The following is a 24,139-nucleotide window of genomic DNA, read 5'->3' as shown; positions in this document are numbered from 1 at the left end:
CGTCAGATCACCGGCAAAAAGAGGCGGGCAACAAGGCCCGGCGATGCCGATTCCAATTGAAGGCTACCGCCATGAAGGGTGGCAATGGCCAAGACAACGGACAAGCCGATGCCGTTGCCCGGCAAATGCCGGCTTTGGTCCAGACGGAAGAAGCGCTCGGTCACTTTCGTAAGGGCATCGGCGGGAATGCCTGGGCCGTCGTCACGCACTTCCAGGCATGCACCCGTTTCATTTAGAAAGGCACTAACATGGACATGGCTACCCGCCGCGGTATGCTTGATGGCGTTGTCGATCAGACTGGCCAAGGCATTGGCCAACAGGTTCCGGTCGCCGCTGGCTGGCACGGACACGGCACAGTGCGCGATCAACACCACGCCTGCGGCTTCGGCTGTGGCGTCATAGAGCTCCACCATATCCTGGACAATACGCGCCAGATCGATTGGGTCAGCCACCTGGGTGCGCACACCCGACTCAGCTTCGGCAATCTGAAGCAACTTTTCAAAGAGCCGGATCAAGTCATCGATGTCCTGCACCGCTTCGACGAACGTTTCGGGGAGGGTATTCAGATCCGCATCCGGCCCGATGGCCTCATCGAGTTTATTTCGCAGGCGGGTCAAGGGCGTGCGCAGGTCATGGGCGATGGCGTTTGAGACGTGGCGAACCCCCTCCATCAGGTGCTCGATACGGTCAAGCATCCGATTGATATCGACGCCCAGCCGTCCGAACTCGTCATTGTTCGATGCCGGAATACGGCGGCTCAAATCGCCGCGTTCGATTTCATGCGCAATGTGACGAATATGGCCAATGCGGCTTTCGATAAGCCTCCGGAACAAGATAGCGCCGGCAACAACCAGGCATATCGACAACACCATTCCGACCAGAATAGAGCGAATAACCAACTCGCCTATCATCTGTTGCTCTTGGAGGTCCTTTCCAACGATCAGCCGGTAGCCGTCAGACAACCGGCGGATGATAAGCCGGGCCTCCGTTTGTTCGTCGTTGCGCGATACTGTACGCGTCAGGGGGTAATCGGTTTTCGTCGCGGCGTCTGGCCATCGCGATAGATTGCCGGCGACCGGTTTGTCGTCCGGCGAAAGAAGCAGAAAGATTTCCGTATCGCTATCGACGCCGTCGTTAAGCTGCTTCCGGATCGCCGTGGCCAAGCCGCTGTCCTGACCGCGCGCAAACTGTGCGCTCAGGCGCCTGGAAATAGTGATTATCTTTGTATCTGTGGCTTGGTTGAGCACACCGATGGTTCCGGCGTAGAAGGCAATCGCCAGTAAGGCAATGGCGCCAGCCAGCACAGCGCCATAACCTATGGCCAATCCCGAAGCTATGGAACGCGTAAGCTTAATCATTGATGCCGATCATATAACCGGCGCCGCGCACGGTATGAATCAAGGCCGGCGAGAACGACTTGTCCACTTTCGTCCTCAGGCGGCTAATCTGAACATCAATGACATTTGTCTGCGGGTCGAAGTGGCAATCCCACACAGCCTCAAGCAGCATGGTGCGCGTGACCACCTGCCCGGCATGACGCATCAGATACTCCAGAAGACGAAACTCTCTCGGTTGCAGGTTTATCAAACGTCCCCCCCGGGTGGCGCGCAGCGAACTGCGGTCCAGAACCAGGTCGGCGACCTGCAACTGATCGGCATCGGTTTGGGGTTCGCCGCGACGCAGCAGGGCCTCCACACGGGCGAGAAATTCCGAAAAAGCAAACGGTTTGGAGAGATAGTCGTCCCCGCCCGTCTTCAGTCCGCGTACCCGTTCATCGACACTGTTCAAGGCGCTAAGGATCAGGACGGGGGTTTTCTTTCGCAGATCGCGGAGCTTTGCGACAATAGACAGCCCGTCGACGCCTCCGGGCAGCATGCGATCGAGAATAACAATATCCCAGGTTTCGTTTATGGCCTGATGCAGGCCGTTCACGCCATCGCTGCAGGCATAGACGATATGCCCAGCCTGCTTCAGACCGTTGCAAATGTATTGCGAGGTTTTGACGTCATCCTCAATCAGCAAACACTTCAAAACGGTCTCCATCGTCCACCCGTAACAGCCAGTGGTCTGGACGTATCACCACAGTAGGACTTAGGCGCCTAGGGCGCAACATCGCAAAACAATCGGCGCCGATCCGATCGAAAAAGCGCTCTAATACTGGGTATGAAGCCTTAGTCCCAGGATCGACACCGGCCCTCTATCCTTGTTGTAGGCGGGATTTTGGACGTATTGATAGTCAAGCGCGGCCACGACCGTCTTCGTCAGAGGCATGCTGTAATAGGTTTCAAATATATGCTCATCACGCTTGTGCGGCAACGCGCCGTCTCCGATCAACGGACCCAATCCGCCCGCCGCCAGATAGGCCGCGTGTTGACGAGAAATGGCGTTGTCGACCAAGGCTAGGCCCACGCGATCCTGGCCCCGGTGCCATGCCGAGCCCACGACGGAGAGACCAATAGCGCCCGTCCGGTCAATATCCGTGAACTCATAGGTCTCAACATGACCATCCGAAACGCCTAGGCGCGCAAAGAGACTGACATCCGGCGTCAACACCTGATCAGCGCTGATAGCCACGCCGGAACGGGATCGGTAGCGCCTTAACGTTGCAGTATTGGGGACCTGACCCGGCGGGGTCTGCGCAAGAACCTGAGAGAACGATGCCATGCGAGCACGCGAGACAAAACTCGTCATGCGCAAGGCGCCGTCAAGATGATTGATCGAATGGTGTTCCTCGACTTCAAAAACGCCCTGAACCTGGTGAAAATTATCAAGCGTCGGTGAATTGGGAACATTTGACATGTCAAACGCGCCAATGCGTGTCACAAAACGGCCGACATAGGCTTCTGCCGCGACGCCATACGTGTAGCCCCAGGCGTCGGCGGCATAATCGAAAGAGCCGGTATCAATGACCGACCAGTTCAAGAAATCATGGCGCGGATCATGGGCGGAGACGGACGCATCGAAGATGTCCGGCACACCGAATTTACCCACCGTAAGCGTTACATGGTCCTTTGAGCGGACAGACTTGAATTGATTGAGATCAGCGTCAATGGCTTCATTTTCCCCGCCCAGATCGAAATTCTGGCGCAGGAAGAAGCGCGGCAATTTCAGGTAAGGTTTTTTGGCACCAATCTTATAGGCTTCGCCACTCGAATAGCCGGCCAATCCCAAGGTGTTGGAAAGCCCGAACCCTTGGTCAATTTCAGGATTTATCCAAACTTCTGCGCCAGACCACGGCCGATATCCGATATAAAGCGTCGCATCAAAGGTCTCCTTGCCGTTGGCTTTTGGCGAGAGACTGTTGGCACCCGAATATGGGGCTTTAAACCGATCATTCCCCTGAAGCGTAAATGTGCTTTGAAAATGAAAGTTGAAGTCAGACGCCGCAGGTAGAGCATTAGACGCCCGGCTTGATGACGGAAAAAGGCCAAACAGGAAAAGGACCACGACAGCAAGAGCAGCGGGTTGCATATCTATGAAGCGGCGGCTGTTTGGTGCGATCTTTATCAACGGAATCCCTTTCATATTTCGGTGACGGCCACTTAAATGGAGAGTGAATGGGTATCAAGCAATTCCGATTGCCCTTTGCTGACCTTGCTCAGAACCGACCCGGAACGGGCTCATATCGCCGATTTATTTCGCTCACATAACAAAAAGAAATACTTAGAGAGAGCACTCATCGAAGAGCATCCCTTGATCGAAGATTTTCCAGATTGGGAATGGACGAGACGGTATTTAAGACATAATACATATGATATAAATAATGACGCAGAGCCCCTCTGTTGCGCCTAAAAATGACCGGAAGGATACGCCTTAATGAAAACCCCAAAAGACACCGTCTTGGTCTGCGGCCTCATCTTGTCAATGGCCAGTACTTTGCTGATCGCGCTCCCTGCCCTTGCGCAATTGCCCCCCATGCCGGACATTCCCGCCGTCACGCCTCCTAAGTCTGACCGATTGTCCGGCTCGGTCAACCTGGCGCATCGCCCTAAACCCGTGCCGTCGATTGTCTACGTCTCCGTAACAGGTTCAGATGAGGGGGACGGCTCATCGGCCCGTCCATTCGCCACGCTTACGCGCGCTCAGACCGCGGTGCGCGCCCTCAGCCAGGACAATGACGTGACGGTGACTATGGCCGATGGCGTTTACCGACTGGACGCGCCCCTGAGATTTGCCGCCGCCGACGGCGGCCAAAACGGATTCGCGGTGCGCTACAGGGCCGCGCCCGGCGCACACCCAGTTATTTCCGGGGCCGTGCGCATACAGGGCTGGACCTTGGCGGATGGTCCCCGTAATATTTGGGTCGCCGACATGCCCCGTGGCATGGACCCGCGCCAGATTTGGGTAAACGAAAAGCTGTCACGCCGCGCTGCCGTCGTGGCACCTCGCCAGGCCTTCGAATTTTATGACTGGGGCTTGAAGATCGTCGATCCGGCCTGGCGCTTCCTGGCCGATCTGCCCGACCAGAACCGTATGGAAGTCGAAGGCCTCGGCTGGTTCACGGACCGCCACGCCACGATCGCGCGCATCGACGGCGACCGTATCATCATGCAGCAACCCGGCTGGCGCAACAATATCGTCGGCTACGACACCCTGGCCCGGCCGGTCTCACCGGACACTGCCCGTCTGGAATTTGTCAACGCGCTGGCCTTCCTGCGCACCGAAGGCGAATGGTATGCCGACCCGAAAGCGGGTAAAATCTATTACAAGCCGCGCAAGGGTGAGGACATGGCGTCGGCGACAGTCGAAGCGCCGCGACTGGAATGGCTGATGTCGATTAGCGGCACGTATGAGCGTCCGATTGTAGACCTTGAATTCACAGGCCTTAGCTTCCAATATACGAGCTGGTTGCGCCCTTCCGGGCCGGAAGGCTACGCCAGCCAGCAAAGCGGCGCCTATCTGGCCGGCAATCTGCCCAACTATCCAAAAGATCCGATCCGCGACTGCAGTTGGGGATGCACGGCCTTCGAGGCCTCCCGCAACAAATGGAGCCAGCAACCGGCCGCCGTCCAGGTCGCGGCCGCCGAGCGTATCACCTTCTCGCATAACGAATTTACGCACCTGGGCCAGATTGGGCTTGGCATCGGCAACAATGCCGAAGCCAATGCCAGCGGAATAGGGCTCGGTGCCAGCACTATCAACGTTGTGCGTAGCCGGTTCGTAGACCTTGCAGGTGGCGCCATAATGGTCGGTGGCGTTACACCCGATGCGCATCATCCTTCGCGCCCGGAAATGACCGTCGCTGACATTCTGATTGCCAATAACCTCGTTCAGAACATCTCCCAGGACTATCACGAACAAGCCGGCATCATGGTCACTTACGCGACCGGGGCGACCGTCATCCACAACGATGTCTCGGAGGCGCCTTATGACGGCATTGATATTGGCTGGGGCTGGGGCGCCAACGACCCCGGCGGGTCACCAGCTTACCGTACCGCCAATCGCGCCTATTACGACCAGCCGGGCAATCTGGTCTATAACAGCCCGACGATCCTTCGCGACACCGTGGTCTTCGCCAACCGCGTGCACAAGGTGAAGCAATCCTTCCCTGACGGCGGCGCCATATATCACCTGTCCGCCGATCCCGGCGCCCTGATCGCCGAAAACTATGTCTACGACGTACCCGGCGGCATTGCCCTTTATCTCGACGAGGGGTCGCGATACATCACCGTTCGCAACAATGTGGTCAGCAATGTCGGCGTCTGGCTGAACCTCAACTCGCAGGACAACCTGGCCCCCCGGCGCACGGCCATGGACAATATCGCAAAGGACAATTGGTACAATTCGGGCGTCCGCCACGGATCGTGGACCGATTACCTGAACAATCAGTACCTTAACAATACCGCCGTCAAGGGCGAGGCCTGGCCAGAGGACGCCAAGGCGGTCATCTCGCGCGCCGGTATCCAGCCTGAACCTGCGGCTGAGGCGCAGTAGCTGGCGCGAGCTGAAAATCAGAGCCAGTTACGACTTATGTCGAGATGAGACTAAGTTTGCCTGACCTATATAGAAGAGATATAAGATCCATATAATGGAGCGTCCCAACTTACGATGAAGCTGGAATTTGAACGGCACGAAACCCTTAAGGCAGAGGCGACCCATCGCGATTTTATTTCGAAGCCACAAGAGGCGCGTGCTTACGAAGCATTTTTGCAGACAAAAGTTGACAAAGCCCGGATGTCAATTGCCGCCGGTCATGGCATTTCCGGTGCCGAGGCCGAGGCTTTTATGGCTGAAAAGCGCAGTCAGGTGATTGGCTGACTTGAGCCTTCTTTGGTAAAAGCACTACCGACCGATCGACGGACTTTGACCATATTGCAAAAACCCCTAGGCCGCGTGGCGCCCTGGTTACATCAGTCTCCGAACTAGCAATCGCTTGGGCGGGGCCTCTCTCGCAAACGGACCTTCAAACCTTAAACACGGCCGTTCCGTCCGGCCCCAGGGTAAGGGTCCTTTCCGTGCCGCGATAGATGATCCGCACGTCTTGCCCAGCGCGCCCCTTCAGGTGGCAATGGGTCAGGACACCGGCCCGCCAGGCCAGATCGACCGTCAGAGCCCCGCGCGCCCGAAGACCGCGCACCTCGCCGGACGGCCAGGCAGATGGCAGGGCCGGCAGCAGCCGAATCTCCCCGCCCCAGGATTGCAGCAACATCTCCATTATGCCGGCCGCGCCACCAAAATTGCCGTCAATCTGGAACGGCGGATGCGCGTCGAACAGATTGGGATAGGTGCGTTGCGGTCCCACCAGGTCTTTCAGGACGCGATAGGCGTGGTCGCCCTCACCCATCCTGGCCCATAGGCACAGGCGCCAAGCCGTCCCCCACCCCGTGGCCATGTCGCCGCGAATAGTCAGGCTTGTCTGCGCCGCACGTATCAGCTTCGGCGTATCACGAACATTTATCTGATCGCTCGGATAGACGGCATAGAGGTGCGAGACGTGGCGATGTTGCTGTTCAGGCGCCGCCGCATCCCAATCTTCAAGCCATTCTTGCAGCTGGCCGCCCTGCCCGATCCGATCCGGCGCCAGCCGGTCATGCCGTTGTTTCAGCTGAGCGAGGAAGCCGGCCTCGTCTCCCGTCAATTGCCCGCAGGCAAGCGTGTGCGCAAACAGATCACGAATGATTTGCCTGTCCATTGCCGGCCCGGCGCAAACGGACGAGCCGAACGGATGCTGGTTTTCCGGCGATACGGAGGGCGAGGTGATAAGGCCGCGCCCCTTTGGGTCGTCGATTAGCGTATCCATAAAAAACAGGGCCGCGCCCTTCATCAGCGGATACAGCCGGGCCGGCAAGGCGTCGTCACGGCTATAGTCATAGTGATCCCACAGGCTGTTGCACAGCCAGGCACCGCCACACGGCCAAAGGCCCCACATCGGCCCATCGATCGGCGCGGTGGCCCGCCAGATATCGGTATTGTGATGCGCCACCCACCCCCTGGCTCCATACATCGCTTTGGCGGTCCTTGCTCCCGTTACGGCCAGCTCCTCGACCAGCCGGACCAGCGGTTCAACGCAAACCCCAAGCCCAGCCGGATCGGCGGGCCAGTAATTCATCTCGGTATTGATGTTTATGGTGTATTTGCTGCCCCACGGCGGGGTCGTGGATTCATTCCATATGCCTTGCAGGTTCGCCGCCTGAGTTCCCGGCCGGGATGATGAAATCATCAGATAGCGCGCGTACTGGAAATATAGGGCCTGGAGGCCCGGATCATCGGTTGTCGCCGCTGCCTGAACGCGGTGGTCGGTCGGCGCCAAATCGGCCGCTTCCGGCCGCAGATCGAGAGAGACCGATTGGAACAGCGGTTGATAGTCCGCCAGATGGGCCTGCTTCAGGGCGCTGTAGGATTTTCGCGCTGCCGCCTCCGTCTGTTTGCGCACCCGCGCGACAGGATCGCCACTGACATCGGCATAGCTGACGAAACTGGTCGCCGCCGCGATCAGCAGGGTCACCGTCTTGGCACCGCGCACCTTCAGGCTGCCCTCTTTAACCGTCACCTGGCCATCTGAAAGGACTTTTACCCGAACCGCAAAGGTCACGGAGGCCGGCGTGCTTTCGCCCGCCTCATTGCGTCCGGTGCACAAGAGAGCGCCGTCTCCGTCCGCAACCATAGCCGCTCCGGCCGGCAACGGGTCGCTGGCTTCCATCATCAGCCAGTCGGTGTTCACGGGCGGCGTCAGTTTTTCGTCGTGGCCCCCATAAACCGCACCGGGCACCGTGACAGACCGTGGCCCGCGCCAGCTCAAATCGAAGCCGATCAACCCGTTGCGCGCCTCGAGGCGCAAGACGATCACTTGGTCCGGCGCCGATGCAAAAGCCTCCCGCACCGACTCGTGTCCGTTCTCAGAGGATAGCCGTGTCGTTGATATTGCCGTGGCCAGATCAAGCTGGCGTTCATAGTGCTTGGGCTTCGACGCGCCGTCGAAGGTCAGCAGCAAGTCGCCGAGGGTGCCATAAGCCGCCTGGTGAAGGGGTTGTCCCATCATCTTGCGGCTGGCCAAATCCGTGGCGGCCGCATACTTGCCGTCGGCGATCAGCTGGCGAACCTCCGGCAGGGCGCTATAGGCCTGCGGGTTGTCCGCCGAATAGGGCGCGCCGGACCAGAGCGTATCTTCATTAAGCTGGATGCGCTCCTGAGCCACCCGTCCAAAGATCATGGCGCCCAGCCGGCCATTGCCCAAGGGCAAGGCCTCCTCCCAGAAACGCGCCGGCTGCCTGTACCACAGGACATTTTTGCGCTGTGCTGTGGCCGGTGCCTTAGCCAGTCCCGGGGATGACGCCAGCGCCAACGCCGTCGATGCGGCCAAAACGCCGCGCCGCGTCAGATGTCCCGTTTGGGCGGCGATATCTGCGCCTACCCCGCTCATTTGGTCACCGGCAACTCAAATGTCGACACCGGCAACTGGGCCTCGTCGAACAGGTTGACGACCGGAAAATCGCTCCAGGCGTACCTGATCCGGCTTATCGGATTTACGTCTCCCTTGAGGTGAACCGTCGCACCCTCTGCGGTGGCCGAAGCATAACGGCAGGTGCCGGGGGCCTCGCCGCACAGCTCAAAGCCGATCGCAACGGCGCTGCTGCGCGTATGCAGGGCACCGGTCACATCCGTGAAGTGCAGGACGACATCACCACCGTCAAGACGGGCCGAAGCGATCCGAGGGCCCGAAGGCGGCAAGGTCGCGCCATAGGCCAGCGCTCGCATGGCCCGCGCCATCCGCCGCCCGACCTCGTGCTTTTCGCCGGGGTGAATATCGAATGGATCGCCGAGGTCAATCGTCGAGACCCAGGCGGCGTGGCCATCGGTTTCGGCCATCCTGCGCTCGGCATCACGCACATTGGCCCATCCGCTCTCCGACGGCTTTGTCGCCGGGGTGCCATAGCTGGACAGTTGGATGATAACAAAGGGCAGGTCCGGTTGGCCAAATTGACGTCGCCAGTCCGTGGCCATCGCCTTGAGACGCCCCTCGTAACCGGGAAAGTCCGTATCCGATTCCCCCTGATACCAGGCAACGCCTTTCAGGCCGTAGGCGCCCAGTGGCGCGATCATGCCATTATAGGCCGTGCCGGCGCCCCCCATGTCTTCCCATGGCGTATGCGGCGGATTGCGCGGCGTTTTTGGCGCAATGGAATACAGCCACTTGTCAGCCAGGGGCTGGGATTGACCACCCGCCATTTGCAGCGTCATAGCCTCGGCCGGCCCCCGCATGCCGCCATCGGCGTAGGTGTTGTTGATATTGACGACGATGACGTTCTTGCCGGCCTTGAGCAGCCCCTTTGGCACGACAAAGGCTTTCAAGGGGCCCGCCTGATCAGCCTCACCCAATGACGTGCCATTTATCCACGCCATGCCAAGATCATCCAGGCCGCCCACGTTCAGGACGGCCGCCTGACCGGCCTCGGTCGCAGGGATGTCAATCTCCCTACGGAACCAGACCATGCCGACATAGCTGGCCAGGGCGGGATCGCCCCATTTCTGCCAGACAGTGATCGCCGGCACGGGCTTCCATTGCCGCGCCGTTTTCGGCTGCCACGGTTCCTTACCGGGTGTGTCCCCCGTATTCTGCCGCCACCACGTCTCCCACTGGCCATTTGCCGCCAGTTCAGCCGCCGAACGGTCGCGGCCATACAGTTTCAGCAAATCGGAACGCGCGCCCAGGCCCACGCTGGCCAGGGCACGTTCACCCATCCACGGACTGATCTGCGTGCCGCCCCAACTGCTGTTGATGGCGCCAATCGGCACGCCTTCGCTGTGCCGCAGCGTCTTGACCATGTAATAGCAGTTGGCCGAAAAGTCGGCGACCGTCTGCGGCCCCGCAACCTGCCAGGCCGCAGGATGGTCAAAGGCGTCGCGCGGCGTATAGGCGACGGCCTTTTCGACGGTCATCAAGCGCAGGTCCGGATCGGCGGACGAAAAGGACTGACCAAAGGCATCCTGTGCGCCCTTGACCGGCAATTCCATGTTGGACTGCCCCGAACACAGAAAAACATCCCCTATCTGAACATCTTTGGCGACAACCTGTCCGGAGGGCGCTTCTGCGGAAAGAGCTATCGAGCCAGGCGTATCAACGGGTTCGAAGCCGGCAACAAAGCGCCCATCGGAATCGGCGACTGCGGTGGCAACCTTTGCGCCAAAACGAACAGAAACCGTCTCGCCGGGCAAGCTTGTCCCGCTGATTGACACCGGCCGACCGCGCTGTATGACGGCGTGATCGCCATAGAGCGGATCGAACTGTGGGGCCGCCAAGGCCAATACCGGAAGACCAAACACGCCCGCTGCCAGCCCCCAAACTGCTCTATTCATCATCGCATTTTCCTGACTTATTTGTATTACGCGTTGCGGTCCCCCCGTCCTACTCCGGTATGGAACGGGCGCTAGCGATGACAACATCCCCAGCCTGGTAAGCGATACCCGCTTCGGGCTGACCTGAGCCAACGGACACCTGATACCGCCCGGCCATGACGGAGCGATGGCCGTCACGATCAACAAAACTCAGATCGCGAGGCGACAAGGTGAAGGTGAGCATCCGGCTTTCTCCGGCCTTCAGGGACAGACGTTGGAATCCGCGCAAGGCGAGCCGTGGTGCGCCCTCAAACGCCGGCGGCGTCAGATAGAGCTGCGCCACTTCGTTTCCGGTACGCGGCCCGACATTTTTTACCTTCACGGTGACGGTCAGGCCGTCCTCCGCCTTGCCACCGACCGGTTGAATTTGGAGCGTCTCATAGGCGAATTGGGTGTAGCTGAGCCCATATCCAAAGCCATAGACCGGCTTGCCAGTGAAATAGCGATAGGTCCGGCCCTTCATCGCATAGTCGTCGAACGGCGGCAGATCGCTGACGCTGCTGTAGAAGGTGAGCGGCAGGCGGCCGCCCGGATCCGCGGCCCCGGCCAGGACATCGCCAACAGCCCGACCACCAGCCTGACCCGGATACCAGGCTTCGACGATGGCCGAAGCGTTTTCCTTTGCCCACGACAGATCGAGCGGGCTGCCGTTCATCAGTACGACGATCAGGCGTTTGCCAGATGCCTTGACCTGCTCAAGCATCTGGCGCTGGTCCGCCGGGATATCGAGCGAGGTCTTGTCACCGCCCTCGAACCCTTCGATCTTGACCGGCATCTCCTCCCCTTCCAGATCGGAGGTCAGACCGACAACGGCGACCACGACATCGGCGTTTTTGATGCCCTCAGCCAGGTCTGCTTCCGGGGTGGCGGATATACGTTTCCACACCAGACCGGATGGGGCGCTGACCCCCGCCTGGGTTTGTAGCTGCAGCGGGTAGCGTTTGCCCTTTTGCAGCGTCACAGTCTTAAGCTTCAACGGTTCGGCCCAGCGCGAATAGGTCTTGGCCTCCAATCGTACGCCATCGTCGAGCTCAATCGCGCCCATTACGCCCGTCAGGCCGAGACGGTAGGTGCCTGTTGCGGGCGCGACGAAATATCCGCTCCAGACAACCTTGTTCTGCTCGGACAGTCCGGCGACTTCGCTGGCGCGCGACGACAGATTAACGTCCGTGCGCGTAGCCAGCGGCCGGGATTCAAACTGCGTCTCCGATGTCGCCTCCGATCCGGCGGGACGCGGTGCCGCATTGTAATATTCGGCTTTCAGCCCCGGCTTTCCCGAAGGCGTCAAAAAGACGGCATTTGGGGCCGGGTCGCCATCCGTTATTGAAGCGCCAAATGGCACAAGGGTGATGGCGGCTTTCGGCATCGCGGCGCTAAGGCCCGCTTCTACGGATATGGGCGGCGCACTTTGCGAAGACGAATAATTGCCGCGTAGAACACGCGTTGCATCGGCAAGCGGGCCGACGAGGGCAATCTTTACGTCGGGCCTGAGCGGCAGTACGCCGTCATTCTTGAGGAGGACCAGGCTTTCAATGGCGGTCTTGAGCGCAAGCGCCTGATGGTCTGGCGTGCCTATGGCCGACACCGGTGTGGCAGACAAGGACCGGCCCGGCAATCCTGCCAGGTCGCCATTGCGGTAGCGAGCCGAAAACAGACGCACCAACGCCGTGTCGATATCGGTCATGCTGATCAGACCACGCGCATAGGCCTCCTTGTAACGCTCGCCCAGGCCCGGCGTATCCGATAGCGTGGCGCCATTACATTCATTGTCCACCCCGGTCTTGAGGGCGACGGCAACAGCCGCGGCCGGATCGGAGGCATATTTGTGGTGGTTGGCGATATCGACAACGGCGTCGCAATCGGAAACGACATACCCCTTAAAGCCCCAGGCCGTTCTAAGACGATCCTTCATGAGAAAGTCGTTGCCACACGCCGGCTGGCCGTCGATGCGATTATAGGCGCACATGATCGAGCCTGCGTGACCATCGACAATCGCTGCTCGGAAGGCGGGCAGATAGGTGTCTTCCATGTCGTGCGGCGACACAAAGACGTTGGCGACGTGACGGGTCGATTCCGGCCCGCTGTGAACGGCGAAATGTTTGGGCGTGGCAATGACATCCGGTGTTTCAGGATCGTTGCCCTGCATACCCTGCACAAAGGACACCCCCATTTGCGCCGTCAGATATGGATCTTCCCCGTAGGTTTCCTGGCCGCGCCCCCAACGCGGATCTCTGAAGATATTGATGTTGGGCGACCAGGTGTCCAGCCCCGTCCCGATATGGCCAAGCTGTCCGGTTTTGCGGCCCAGGGTGTGAAGCGCGCGAACCTCTACGCTGATCGCTGAGGCGACGTCCTTGATCAGGGGGCTGTCGAATGTCGCGGCCAGCCCGATGGGTTCAGGGAAATTGGTTGTCGGGACAGCGCCGATGGCGCCATGCAAAGATTCCGTCCACCAGTTGTAGGCGGGAATGTTCAGCCTGGGGATGGACGGCGCCACGTTCAACAACTGCGACACCTTTTCATCCAGGGTCAACTGCGCCACCAAAGCCGCCGCCTTTTCCGTCGCCTCTTGCCGTATGGACGACTCTGGGGGTGCCGCCAGTGTCTCCGCACGGGTGGCGGTGGCGGCAGCGCTCACAGCCAGGCAGGCCGCCAATACCAATCCGGATGCGCATGAGCGTAATATGTTAGACATTTCGTTTCCCTTTTTCCCTGTATTTTTTATGTGCTGAACTGCCAACTGCGCCATACTCCAGGTGTTCGATGCCGCGTTCAACCGTCACCACTGACTCCCGCCCGCCTCTATTTCGCCGCCGGCTGGGTAAAGAAGAGCGTCTTGCTAAAGAAGGGCAGGACGTGGTTCTGGAAGCGATCCGCCACGCCGCTCACATGGTCACCGGAATAGATCTCGAAGCTATTCGCCACGCCGCCATTTTGCATGACGGTGTGTATATCCTCGGCGTCGACTTTCAGGCCGTCGCGATCGCCGACGTCGATGGCAATGGCCTTGTAGCGGCGCAAATTGAAAATATACTGGTCAACCATCGACAGCGGGGCATTGGCCGCCCAGCGGTTCAAAACGGAAGGCTGGGGCACCCCGCCCTTGGTCGGCAAGTCGAGATAGAAGGGCGGGTTCTTTGGGTTCGGCGCCCAGGCCGCTGAAACAGCCAGGGTTCCGCGCGTGAAAAACCCCAACTTTTGGCTCTCTTCGGGCGACTTCAATGCCTCAAGCTGGGCCGCATCCTCAGGCGATGGGGCGCCACGGGCCGACAGGCAGCACGGGCTCATCGCATAGAGCGCGGCATAGACATCGGGATATTTCATGCCGAGGCGCAGCGTACCGTAACCGCCCATGGAATGCCCTGCAAGGCCACGACTGGCCCGATCCGCAATCGTGCGATAGTGGGAGTCGATATAGCTGACGAGGTCGTGGGTGATAAAGCCTTCCCAGTCGCCAATAGTCACCGAACTGGAATACATGGACCCATTGTGCAGGGTTTGCGAATTGGGCAATACAATGATCATGCCCTGGGTTCCGTTCGCATAGGCGCCTTCGATGCTTTCCAGCGCCTTTATTTCCTTGCTCCAGATATCGTTATTGATCGAATACCCATGGAGCGCATACACAACGGGATAGCGTTTTTTGGGGTTGGTCGCATAGTCCGGCGGCAGATAGACGATGACGGTCCGGTCCGCCGACTCGCCTTCCAGATTGCCTTCCAGTGATACACTGTGGACCGTGATGCGTTCGACACCGACAGACGGCGCGGCGTGAAGCGGCCCAGCCAGCAAGGCCAGGCAAACGACTGCGGCAACTATATTTACGGGTTTCATAACGATCCTCATTGGCCTGTGATTTCAAATTCATATACGACTGCCGAGGTGGGCGGCACGGGAAGCCCGCGACCGACCATAGCGATGTCGACAGTCTGGATGGTTACGCCGGGCTCTTTCCCAACGACATTGGCCGCTTCGAGATTGGGGCCGCTCAAGCTGTATAGCTTGCCATTCGCGGCGATGTTGATGCCCTTCAAATCCAGGACGAGCTGCCGCGTCGCCGTGGTCGCATTGACGACACCCACGATCAGCTTTTTGCGGTCGGGGCTCAAACCGGCGACGACATCCAAGGGCCAGGTCGAGCTGCCCGCTACGACCTGGGGGTGGTCGAAACCGACCGGATACTTGGGTGACGGCCAGGGTGTGTCGCCGACGACGTCTAGCGGGATTACCCCCTCGCCGAAATGCTGACCATAAAACTGGAACACCTTGCCGGTCGAATTGAGCGTGGCATGGGTTGGCGTAATGTCCATGGTACTGCTGCCCATGGTAAAGGCCGACATACGAATAGCCTCGGTGTGACGCAGCATTTCCTGCAACACCATGGCATAGGCCAAGGACGTCTTGAGGTTTGGCGCCGCCGGGAAATAGGCATATTCGTCTATCGACAGGAACATGTCCTTCTTGTCGATCACCGGATATTTGGAGCGGTAAATCTTCCACTCCTCCGCCTTCATCAGCACATTGTTGGAAGGCTGGCGGGCAAATTCCAGAAGTTCGTCCTCAGGCGGCGCGTTCGGACGCTTTTCCGCCGTGTCATACCAGTGCTCGGTGATCCCATCAAAATAGCCCGACGCATTGGCAATCAGCCCGCCCGTCCAATCCAGTTCGGTGCCGAATTTCGGTAAAATGCTCTGTAGATTGGCATTCTCCTTGTCGACCCCGGGCCATTTGCGCTGGTCCGGCATGGCACCCGAAGCCAGAAGCGTAATCGATGGGTCCGCCCGTTTCATCCTCTGAGCGAAGTCGATGTGCTTGATCGTATAGTATTCCAGCGATGTCTTGCCGATTTGCCAGTCCCCGTAGGGCTCGTTGCCGATATTCCAGTATTTGATACCGTATGGCGCCGCGTGCCCATTCTTCGCGCGCTTGCCCCCCCAATAGCTTGTTGCCGGGCCGTTGAGATATTCAACTTCTTCGGCGGCCGAATTGGCGTCGCCCAGACCGGCATTCACCGTCACATAGGGCTCCGTGCCGATAAGGGCGCAAAGCGTCATATATTCGTCCATGCCGATGTCATTTGTCTGCATGGCGCTCCAGGAATGATCATACATTGGTCGCCGCTGATCGCGCGGCCCAAGGGCGTCATGCCAGTCCCAGTTGGATAGATAATTGCCGCCCGGCAGGCGCCACATCCCTGATTTCAGTGTCCGCAATTCCCGTACGGCGTCGGCGCGCCAACCGTCCAGATTGTCGGCGGGCATTAAAGAAACGGCACCGATACGAAAGCTCCCCTGTCCCGTGCCCGTAATTTCAAGACGTGCGGCGTCAGAAGACGCCCCGGCGGTAAAGGTGACAGGCACTGTCTTCCATGCGCTGCCACTGACGGGCAAACGTAGCGTCTGACGATCGGCCGGCCCGTCGCCCCACACCAAAGACACCGATATTTTTGCCCCAGAGGGAATAGAGACCACGATACGACCGGAATAGGCTTTCCCGGCGACAAGGCTCAAACCCGACTGGGAGATGCCATGCGGACTGTCGCCGACCAGCGCGACTTTCGCACTCTGGTCGCCGACAAAGGGCGCTGTCTTGTCCATGCTAACGGAGTCAGCCGGCCCGACAGCGCGCCAATGGCGATCAGGGCCGGTGAACGACGGCCGTTTGGGCGGCGCGTCCTGCCCTTCGGCAACGATTGGGAAATAAAACTTCCGGTCATCCAGCATTTCGGCCCACAGGCTGCGATCGATCGCGCGTCCGATAGGCTCGATAAACATGCCGTATTCATAGCGGCTGATGGGTCTCGACACCTTTGAGACATCTATGCCCGCCCGAACGGGAAATACTTGCGCAACCGCCGAGGGCTCCCCGAAAGCGGGGCGCACGACGCCTGATAAAGCGATCGCGAAAATAAAGGTAGCGCTAACATTTTGCAATGGATTCCGCATATGGTTCTTCCCTGTGTGACGACCGGTATATCCGGCTCTCCCCCAGGAAACCTAACCTGGGCTTTTTGTCTGACTTAATGTAGATAAACCTGTGCCGTTGCCTTTTGCAAGCCTGTAAATAGGCCATATCTGCAAGGCTCAAAAATGCGTATGTATTCAGGACAGCTTTCGCCGATCGTTGCAGGCAAGGATCTACGACCGAGATGGCGGAAGCTCAAAAGGCGCTTGAAACATCTGCCGTCGAACAGCGTAAGACCGCGATGCTGAAACTTGGGCATGATTTTGAACGTTGAAACTAGCCATATGCTTTATTTCAACATCGTACTTGTGTGGGAAACGGGTTGCGGGGACGGTCGCTGTCCCGTCAGATGTCAGAAACCCTTCGCCGCAGTCTCTCAACTGAGCTTTCCGGCGTGGTAACCACAGGACGACCCGTGCTGATCTCAATTGCCGAGCCAGCGCGCGCCAAAGAAAACTGGCCCAGAACGATCGCATCCACATCGCCAAGGCTTGCGGCGGCGTGCGCTGCCAGTTGATCATGACGGTCTGCGTCGCCGGATTTTAAAGCTGCCAAGGCGCCGTCCGCCAGAACAGCGTGGACATCGATTTTTCGACCACGGACAGCCGCCATGTCGAGCAGTTCTCGTTTGAGGGCGTCCAGAGACGGCGCGAACGTCACGACAAGACCGATCCTGTTCCCCAGCTCCAGCGCCGCTTCGAAGGCAGCTTCATTCGGCCGCAATACCGGCACTGAGACGCGCGCTTTCACCGCCTCGATCGCCGGACCGAAGGCCGAACAGGTAAAAAGTATGCCTTGGGTCCGACCACCCTTGCCCTCGCTAGCCAGGGCATAGTCAGCCAGGGTCTGAAAACGCGTCATCATGGCGTCATCCAGCTTACCTGCATGCGCCAGATCGACTGCCAGTGAGGTATCGAGCAGATCGAAGGTATAAGCCTCCGGCCACAGGTTTGCGAAGGCCGCCCGAATAGGCAGGACCGATTCTTCCAGGGCATGGATCAAGGCAATACGCACCGGCCCCGTCATGGGTTGACCTTCAGGATGCGGATCAGCGCTGCATCGCGTTCACCGGCCAGAGTATCGACAGAGCGTCCGGCGGCTTCCTCGGCGACACCCGCCACCAGCTTTGCGCATACCTCCGGCGTCAGCTTGGGCGAACCCAGGGCAAACCAGCGTCGTTCCTGGCTGGGGCCGAGGTGTTTGAGATAAGCTTCCATGCCACCAACGCCACCCCCCAGGTGATAGGCCATATGCGCGCCGACCACCGACCAGCGAAGACCGGGCCCGTGCACCAAAGCGGCATCCACTGCGCTGACATCGGCTATGTCCTCGGCCACGATATTGACCGCCTCGCGCCACAAGGCTGAAGCCAGCCGGTTGGCGATATGCCCCACGGCGTCGCGTTTCAGAACCACCGGCTGGCGGTCCATGCCGGCATAGAAGGTTACGCTGCGGGCGCGGATATCCTCATCGCGGGCGTAGATTTCCACCAGCGGCATCAGATGCGGCGGATTGAACGGATGCGCCGTAATCAGGCGTTGCGGTCGCTTCATCCCGACCGTAAGCTCTGACCAGGTCAGGGACGAGGTACTGCTGGCAATGACAACCTCATCGCCGACAGCCGCCTCGATCTGCGCGTAAAGGTCCTGCTTGAGTTCCAGCTTTTCCGGCGCATTTTCCTGCACCCATGTCGCACCGACAAGCGCTGTTTCCAGCTCATCGGTGAGGGTCAGGCGACCGGTATCGGGTCTCCCTGTCGGCATCAGTTGCCACACTTGCTGGCGGGCTTTTTCAACTCGTTTCTCGAAATCGGCCAGCGCCGTCGGAGACGGATCCCAAGCGGCAACGTCGTGGCCGTGAGCGGTCATAAGGGCCGCCCAGCTGTCACCAATCAGGCCGCAGCCGATGATGGCTGTTTTTTGCCTAAGCAGCCCCTCAGTCATCGGACAAGTGCGCCTTCCAACACATCCAGTCCCTCATCGATCAGGGCGTCTGAGATAGTTAAGGGTGGCAAGAACCGCAGGGTTTCACCAAAGACCCCGCAGGAAATTTGGATCAAGCCCGCCTCAAAGGCCTTGCCGATGACGGTCTTGACCGTGGTCGCATCCGGCAGGTCAAAGGCGTTCATGGCACCGAGGCCGCGTATATTCGTGACCGGCTGGAGATCATTACGCTGCGACCACTGCGTAAAGCGATTGCGCAGGCGCTCACCGATAGCAGTGGCACGCGCCACGAGATTTTCTTCTTCGATGACGTCCAGAACGGCCAGCGACGCCGCACAACTGAGAGGCGCGCCGCCATAGGTCGAGCCCAGACCGCCGCCATCCACCGTATCCATTATCTCCGCCCGTCCGACGACACCCGAAATCGGGAAACCGCCGCCCAGCGCCTTGGCCATGGTCATCAGGTCGGGTTCGACGCCACTGTGCTGCATGGCGAACATCCTGCCGGTACGTGCGAAGCCGGTCTGGACCTCGTCGGCGATCAGCAGAATGCCATGCTCATCGCACACCTTACGTAAGGCATTGAGCAGTTCCGGTGGGGCGATATGAAAACCACCCTCGCCCTGGACCGGCTCGATGATGATCGCTGCCACCTGATCGGGATCGGCGTCGGTTCGCAGGATACTGTCGAGCATCTTGAGACTGTCTTCGACAGTCACACCGTATTGTGACACCGGGAACGGGACGCGCCAGATCTCAGCAGGCAGGGTGCCGAACCGCTTTTTATAGGGCGCCACCTTGCCAGTGAGTGCCGTGGTCATCAGGGTGCGGCCATGGAAGGCGCCGGAAAAGGCGATGATGCCAGTGCGGCCGGTGGCGGCGCGGGCAATTTTCACCGCATTCTCAACCGCCTCGGCGCCGGTATTGAAGAAGATGGTCTTGGTGGGGGCCGCAATGGGCGCGATGGCATTCAGCCGTTCGGCCAGTGCGACATAGCCTTCATAGGGCATGACCTGAAACGCAGTGTGGCTGAACGCCTTAAGCTGGGCTTCAACCGCCGCGACCACTTTCGGGTGACGGTGGCCTGTATTGCAAACCGCGATGCCAGCGGCGAAGTCGATATAACGACGACCTTCGATATCCCATATCTCGGCATTTTCAGCCCGGGCGGCAAACACCTGAAGACCGTTGACCACGCCTTTAGGAATGGCAACGATACGGCGGGTATATAGTTCGGCATTGGTGGTCATGATTTGTGTCCGTAATTTAAGAAGTTAGATGCCGCCCCTAGATTCCACCCAAGGCGAGGTACTTGATCTCGATAAAGTCTTCGAGGCCGTATTTGGAACCCTCACGACCCAGACCGGATTCCTTCATGCCTCCGAAAGGCGTGGCCGGATTGGAAGTCAGGACTTCGTTCGCGCCCAGCAGGCCATATTCCAGCGCCTCACCCACACGGAAGACCCGACCAATGTCGCGCGTCCAGTAATAGGCGGCCAGGCCATAGGGGGTGTCATTTGCCAGTGCGATAACCTCAGCCTCGGTCTCAAAGGAATAAAGCGCCGCCACGGGACCGAAAATCTCGGTGCTGAATATGTCCATCTCCCGCGTAGCCCCCGTTAGCAAGGTCGGGGCAAAATACTGGCCGCCACGTTCATGCAGGGCGCCGCCGAGCGCCAGATAGGCGCCCTTCTCGACGGCATCCTTCACCAGACTGCCGACCTTATCGACGGCAGCCTGGTTGATCAGCGGCCCAATGCGTGTGCCCGCTTCCAAGCCCGGCCCAACCGGCATGTCCGCGATAGCCGCCTTCAGCCGTGCGGCAAATTCCGCCATGACACCCGACTGGACATAGATGCGGTTGGCAGCGACACAGGCCTGACCGGCATTGCGGAACTTGGTGACAATCGCCCCCGCCACGGCCGCGTCGAGATCAGCATCGTCAAACACGATAAAGGGCGAATTACCGCCCAGTTCGAGCGACAGCTTCTTCACCGTGCCAGAACATTGCTGCATCAGCAGCTTGCCAACGCGGGTCGAGCCAGTGAAGGATATCTTGCGCACGTCCGGGTGCGTAGTCAGCACATCGGCAACGTCTTCTGCACGTTTGGCGGTCACAACCGACAGGGCACCGTGCGGAAAGCCGGCGGCCTCGGCCAGCATTTGCAGCGCGAGCGCCGATAAGGGCGTATCCTCGGCTGGCTTGATGACGATGGTACAGCCCGCCGCCAGCGCCGGCGACACCTTGCGTGTGATCATCGAGCTTGGGAAATTCCACGGCGTGATGGCACCCACCACGCCGATCGGCTGTTTCAGCACCAGGCAGCGCTTGTCCGACGCATGGCTCGGGATGATGTCGCCATAGAGGCGCTTACCCTCTTCGGCGAACCACTCGATGAACTGCGCACCGAAGACGATTTCGCCGAGAGCCTCGGCCAGCGGCTTACCCTGCTCAAGAGTGAGGAGTTCAGCCAGCGCATCCTTGCTTTGGAGGATCAGGTCGTACCAACGCCTAAGGATATCGGCCCGGGCCCGCGCCGTCAGGGCAGACCAGTCGGCAAAGGCTGACTTCGCAGCGACTACCGCCGCCTCGGCTTCCGCCGCGCCCATATCGGGCACATCGGCGATATGGCTGTCATCCGCCGGATTGATGACCGCGAAGGTGGCAGTGGTTCGATGTCTCATGCCCAGCCCCTCGGCAAAGGCTGAGGTCTCGAACAACAGTTTGGCGCCGGCGGAGGACAGGTTATGCGGAGACGTCATGTCAGATATATCCAAGCTTTTGGGCCGTGGCATCAAGCGCGCGGGTCAGGATGGCGACCATCTCGTCAATTTCGTTCCGAGTTATGGTCAGGGGCGGGCTCATCACCATGGATTGCCCGACGGCGCGCGCGATGAGCCCCTTGTCGTAACAGGTCTCGCGACAGAAGATGGCGGCGTTGTCCTCTGGGGTACAGACTTCACGCGTCGCCTTGTTGCGCACCAGTTGCAGTGCCGCCATCAGGCCGACGCCGCGGCGTTCACCAACCAGTGGATGGTTCTGCGCCAGGTCTTCCAGCCGGGATTGGAAATATGGGCCGATATCGTCACGTACGCGCCCGACCAGACCTTCGCGTTTGATGATCCCGATATTGGCCAAAGCCACGGCGCAGGCCACGGGATGGCCGGAATAGGTATAGCCATGCGGCCACAGTCCGCCCTTTTCAATCACGTCGAAGATGCGGTCATGGACGCCCACCGCCGCAACCGGGATGTAGCCGGAGGACAACCCCTTGGCCATTGGCATAAAGTCGGGCTCTATGCCGAAGGTTTGCGACCCGAACCAGGAACCGGTACGCCCGAAACCGCAAATGACTTCGTCGGCGATAAGCAATACGTCATACTTGCGGCAAATACGCTGGATTTCCGGCCAGTAGGTTTCCGGCGGCACAATTACGCCGCCCGCCCCCTGTACAGGCTCACCGATAAAGGCCGCCACTGTGTCGGCGCCTAGTTCAAGGATGCGCGCTTCCAGTGCCTGCGCCGCCTTCAGACCGTATTCAGCCGGTGAGAGCCCGCCGCCATTCACATACCAATGCGGATGCTCGATATGGGTGATCTGCGGCAGCACGCCGCCGTCATTGGCATGCATCAGGGGCATACCGCCCAGGCTTGAGGTCGCTACCGTCGAGCCGTGATAGGCCAGCGTGCGGCTGATAAGGGTGCGCTTTTCAGGCTTACCCATCAGTTGCCAGTAGTAGCGCACGAGCCGGATAATAACCTCATTGGCCTCCGAGCCCGAATTGGCGAAGGTGAAGTGGTTGATGCCGTCCGGTGTCAGTTCCGCCAGGGTCTCCGCCAATTCGATCATCGTCGGCGTGGCGCTCTGGAAGTGGTTGTTATAATAGGGCAAGGCCGTCATCTGAGCCTGGGCCGCATCGGCCAGCTCAGGGCGACCATAGCCGACATTGACGCACCACAAGCCGGCCATGCCGTCGAGAATACGGCGACCGTCGCTGTCTAATACATAGCATCCCTCCGCACCGGTAATAATACGCGAGCCCTTGTCGCGAATGACGGCCGGATCGGTGAAGGAATGCAGATGGTGGGCGCGGTCGGCTGCCTGCCAATCAGACGTGGAACGCTCGAATTCATTTCTTGGATAGGTGTCCATCAGCGCAGCGCCTCTACGGTGGAATTGAAGAAATCGTTGTCGAGAATGGCCTCGGCGCCGCGCGGCTTGGCACGCGAACTGAGCACCGCGATCAGCACATCCTGCGCCGGATTGAGGTACATGTACTGGCCGAAGATGCCGCGCGCCGCATAGGCGCCATCGGCCAGGGATCCGTTGATGTCAGGGACGGTCCACCACATATAGCCATAGTCGAGCCGTTCACCGCCGACCATGCGCGACACTCCGGCCTCGGCCATCCAGCCTTCGGGCAGGACAGATTCGCCGTCGATCACGCCGCCGTTCATGATGAACCGGCCAAAACGAGCATAGTCCCGCAAGGGTGCGCATAACCCGGAACCGGCCACTTCCAAGCCGCCCGGCGACTCCAGCCACCAATAGGCATCGGCTTCCATACCGAGCCGCGACCAGATGCGCTCGGAGAGGTAGTCGGACAGCCACTTGCCGGTGGCAGCGTGGACCAGGGCGCCGACCACATGGGTCTCGCCGGTCGAATAGTTCCACCGGGTGCCGGGCTCGGCGACGCGTGGCAGAGACGCCATTAAACGCATGATCTCGCCCGGCTTCTGCGCTACCTGTAGAGCCAGCATCTGCCGGCGTTCGGAGGCTGCATTGACCTGGGTGTCGTCCCACTTGACCCCCGATGTCATTTGCATCAGCTGGCGGATGGAGACACCCTCATAGGCCGAGCCGGTCAGTTCCGGAAGATAGGCCGTCAGCGGCTCTTCCACGCTCTGGATATAGCCGTCGCGGATGGCGCAGCCGACAAGCGTGGTGGCCACCGACTTGGCCATCGACATCGATACCCAGTGTTCAGAAGGCGCATTGCCTAGCTCGTAGCGTTCGTGAACGATTTCGCCGTTCTTCATGATCAGCAGACCGGCCACGCGATTGCGCGAGACATAGTCGTAGAGATCATAAACGGCTTCACTTTTTGGGCCGTTGGCGTGGATCGGAAAGTCCTCGAGCGTGCGCGACGCATAGGCCAACGGCTTGACCGGACCGCCGCGGCGGATGACACGCGTGGCGAAGGCGCGATGGGTATTTTTCAGGGTATGGACCTGGAAATCCGGCATCAGTTGGCCGGCATAGAGCTCGGTCATGTCGCCGACATCATTATCGGAGAAACCGTCCTCGATCGGGGAAACCATTGCCGGCATCCCCGGCGTCTGCAAGCGTGACAAAGGCAATCCCTCAGTGTGTAAGTTGACGCTCAACCTCTACGCTC

Annotated in this window: 16 protein-coding genes; 2 read left to right on the top strand and 14 right to left on the bottom strand. The window is 59.7% G+C overall.

The window, feature by feature from the left end; all coding sequences use genetic code 11:
• Positions 1-2 precede the first annotated feature (2 nt).
• The 3 genes from AEAC466_RS40200 to AEAC466_RS40190 all read right to left on the bottom strand — a co-directional run bounded on the left by AEAC466_RS40200 (position 3) and on the right by AEAC466_RS40190 (position 3,471).
• Complete coding sequence (locus AEAC466_RS40200) at positions 3-1,358, bottom strand: sensor histidine kinase (protein WP_023459618.1); 1,356 nt, start codon at positions 1,356-1,358, stop codon at positions 3-5.
• Positions 1,351-2,031 (bottom strand): winged helix-turn-helix domain-containing protein, encoded by a 681-nt coding sequence (locus AEAC466_RS40195; RefSeq protein ID WP_031239356.1) that lies wholly within the window; start codon positions 2,029-2,031, stop codon positions 1,351-1,353. Before AEAC466_RS40195 ends, AEAC466_RS40200 begins: the two co-directional genes overlap by 8 nt.
• A gap of 120 nt (positions 2,032-2,151) precedes the next feature.
• Positions 2,152-3,471, bottom strand: a complete 1,320-nt coding sequence (locus AEAC466_RS40190) for a carbohydrate porin (RefSeq protein ID WP_023459616.1) — start codon at positions 3,469-3,471, stop codon at positions 2,152-2,154.
• A gap of 345 nt (positions 3,472-3,816) precedes the next feature.
• Here AEAC466_RS40190 and AEAC466_RS40185 point away from each other — a divergent pair, with 345 nt between their 5' ends.
• Both AEAC466_RS40185 and AEAC466_RS40180 read left to right on the top strand, forming a co-directional pair.
• Positions 3,817-5,934: a right-handed parallel beta-helix repeat-containing protein gene (locus tag AEAC466_RS40185; RefSeq protein ID WP_023459615.1), complete on the top strand. Its 2,118-nt coding sequence runs from the start codon at positions 3,817-3,819 to the stop codon at positions 5,932-5,934.
• 114 nt (positions 5,935-6,048) lie between these two features.
• Positions 6,049-6,258 carry a hypothetical protein gene (locus AEAC466_RS40180; RefSeq protein WP_023459614.1) on the top strand — a complete coding sequence of 70 codons (210 nt, stop codon included), beginning with the start codon at positions 6,049-6,051 and terminating at the stop codon, positions 6,256-6,258.
• Between the two features lie 145 nt (positions 6,259-6,403).
• On the opposite strand, the gene AEAC466_RS40175 is transcribed toward AEAC466_RS40180, so the two are convergent.
• The 11 genes from AEAC466_RS40175 to AEAC466_RS40125 form a co-directional block, all read right to left on the bottom strand.
• Complete coding sequence (locus AEAC466_RS40175; RefSeq protein WP_023459613.1) at positions 6,404-8,860, bottom strand: glycoside hydrolase family 95 protein; 2,457 nt, start codon at positions 8,858-8,860, stop codon at positions 6,404-6,406.
• Positions 8,857-10,797, bottom strand: a complete 1,941-nt coding sequence (locus tag AEAC466_RS40170) for a sialate O-acetylesterase (protein ID WP_023459612.1) — start codon at positions 10,795-10,797, stop codon at positions 8,857-8,859. The genes AEAC466_RS40175 and AEAC466_RS40170 overlap by 4 nt, the downstream gene beginning before the upstream one ends.
• A 46-nt stretch (positions 10,798-10,843) precedes the next feature.
• The gene (locus AEAC466_RS40165) at positions 10,844-13,528 is read right to left on the bottom strand and encodes a glycoside hydrolase family 3 C-terminal domain-containing protein (RefSeq protein WP_081714715.1); all 2,685 of its coding nucleotides are present in this window, start codon (positions 13,526-13,528) and stop codon (positions 10,844-10,846) included.
• A 107-nt stretch (positions 13,529-13,635) separates the two neighbouring features.
• Complete coding sequence (locus AEAC466_RS40160) at positions 13,636-14,667, bottom strand: alpha/beta hydrolase (RefSeq protein WP_023459610.1); 1,032 nt, start codon at positions 14,665-14,667, stop codon at positions 13,636-13,638.
• A gap of 8 nt (positions 14,668-14,675) precedes the next feature.
• The gene (locus AEAC466_RS40155; RefSeq protein ID WP_235074338.1) at positions 14,676-16,640 is read right to left on the bottom strand and encodes an alpha-N-arabinofuranosidase; all 1,965 of its coding nucleotides are present in this window, start codon (positions 16,638-16,640) and stop codon (positions 14,676-14,678) included.
• Between the two features lie 502 nt (positions 16,641-17,142).
• On the bottom strand, positions 17,143-17,823 hold the full coding sequence (locus AEAC466_RS40150; RefSeq protein ID WP_023459607.1) for an aspartate/glutamate racemase family protein: 681 nt from the start codon (positions 17,821-17,823) through the stop codon (positions 17,143-17,145).
• Complete coding sequence (locus tag AEAC466_RS40145) at positions 17,820-18,740, bottom strand: 3-hydroxyacyl-CoA dehydrogenase NAD-binding domain-containing protein (RefSeq protein WP_023459606.1); 921 nt, start codon at positions 18,738-18,740, stop codon at positions 17,820-17,822. Before AEAC466_RS40145 ends, AEAC466_RS40150 begins: the two co-directional genes overlap by 4 nt.
• Complete coding sequence (gene gabT, locus AEAC466_RS40140; RefSeq protein ID WP_023459605.1) at positions 18,737-19,990, bottom strand: 4-aminobutyrate--2-oxoglutarate transaminase; 1,254 nt, start codon at positions 19,988-19,990, stop codon at positions 18,737-18,739. Before gabT ends, AEAC466_RS40145 begins: the two co-directional genes overlap by 4 nt.
• Positions 19,991-20,027: 37 nt before the next feature.
• Complete coding sequence (locus tag AEAC466_RS40135) at positions 20,028-21,503, bottom strand: NAD-dependent succinate-semialdehyde dehydrogenase (RefSeq protein ID WP_023459604.1); 1,476 nt, start codon at positions 21,501-21,503, stop codon at positions 20,028-20,030.
• A gap of 1 nt (position 21,504) precedes the next feature.
• On the bottom strand, positions 21,505-22,893 hold the full coding sequence (locus AEAC466_RS40130) for an aspartate aminotransferase family protein (protein ID WP_023459603.1): 1,389 nt from the start codon (positions 22,891-22,893) through the stop codon (positions 21,505-21,507).
• Positions 22,893-24,062: a serine hydrolase domain-containing protein gene (locus tag AEAC466_RS40125; RefSeq protein ID WP_031239350.1), complete on the bottom strand. Its 1,170-nt coding sequence runs from the start codon at positions 24,060-24,062 to the stop codon at positions 22,893-22,895. Before AEAC466_RS40125 ends, AEAC466_RS40130 begins: the two co-directional genes overlap by 1 nt.
• Positions 24,063-24,139 lie beyond the last annotated feature (77 nt).

Origin of the sequence: Asticcacaulis sp. AC466, from assembly GCF_000495815.1 — a bacterium.
GTDB lineage: Bacteria > Pseudomonadota > Alphaproteobacteria > Caulobacterales > Caulobacteraceae > Asticcacaulis.
The sequence above is the reverse complement of the archived record's forward strand: the minus strand, read 5'-3'. Positions and strand labels throughout refer to the sequence as shown.

Bases quoted from the DNA above. Each gene is read 5' to 3' on its own strand.
- AEAC466_RS40200 (WP_023459618.1), bottom strand. From the start codon at position 1,358: ATGATTAAGCTTACGCGTTCCATAGCTTCGGGATTGGCCATAGGTTAT.
- AEAC466_RS40190 (WP_023459616.1), bottom strand. From the start codon at position 3,471: ATGCAACCCGCTGCTCTTGCTGTCGTGGTCCTTTTCCTGTTTGGCCTT.
- AEAC466_RS40185 (WP_023459615.1), top strand. From the start codon at position 3,817: ATGAAAACCCCAAAAGACACCGTCTTGGTCTGCGGCCTCATCTTGTCA.
- AEAC466_RS40180 (WP_023459614.1), top strand. From the start codon at position 6,049: ATGAAGCTGGAATTTGAACGGCACGAAACCCTTAAGGCAGAGGCGACC.
- AEAC466_RS40175 (WP_023459613.1), bottom strand. From the start codon at position 8,860: ATGAGCGGGGTAGGCGCAGATATCGCCGCCCAAACGGGACATCTGACG.
- AEAC466_RS40170 (WP_023459612.1), bottom strand. From the start codon at position 10,797: ATGATGAATAGAGCAGTTTGGGGGCTGGCAGCGGGCGTGTTTGGTCTT.
- AEAC466_RS40165 (WP_081714715.1), bottom strand. From the start codon at position 13,528: ATGTCTAACATATTACGCTCATGCGCATCCGGATTGGTATTGGCGGCC.
- AEAC466_RS40160 (WP_023459610.1), bottom strand. From the start codon at position 14,667: ATGAAACCCGTAAATATAGTTGCCGCAGTCGTTTGCCTGGCCTTGCTG.
- AEAC466_RS40150 (WP_023459607.1), bottom strand. From the start codon at position 17,823: ATGACGGGGCCGGTGCGTATTGCCTTGATCCATGCCCTGGAAGAATCG.
- AEAC466_RS40145 (WP_023459606.1), bottom strand. From the start codon at position 18,740: ATGACTGAGGGGCTGCTTAGGCAAAAAACAGCCATCATCGGCTGCGGC.
- gabT (WP_023459605.1), bottom strand. From the start codon at position 19,990: ATGACCACCAATGCCGAACTATATACCCGCCGTATCGTTGCCATTCCT.
- AEAC466_RS40135 (WP_023459604.1), bottom strand. From the start codon at position 21,503: ATGACGTCTCCGCATAACCTGTCCTCCGCCGGCGCCAAACTGTTGTTC.
- AEAC466_RS40130 (WP_023459603.1), bottom strand. From the start codon at position 22,893: ATGGACACCTATCCAAGAAATGAATTCGAGCGTTCCACGTCTGATTGG.
- AEAC466_RS40125 (WP_031239350.1), bottom strand. From the start codon at position 24,062: ATGGTTTCCCCGATCGAGGACGGTTTCTCCGATAATGATGTCGGCGAC.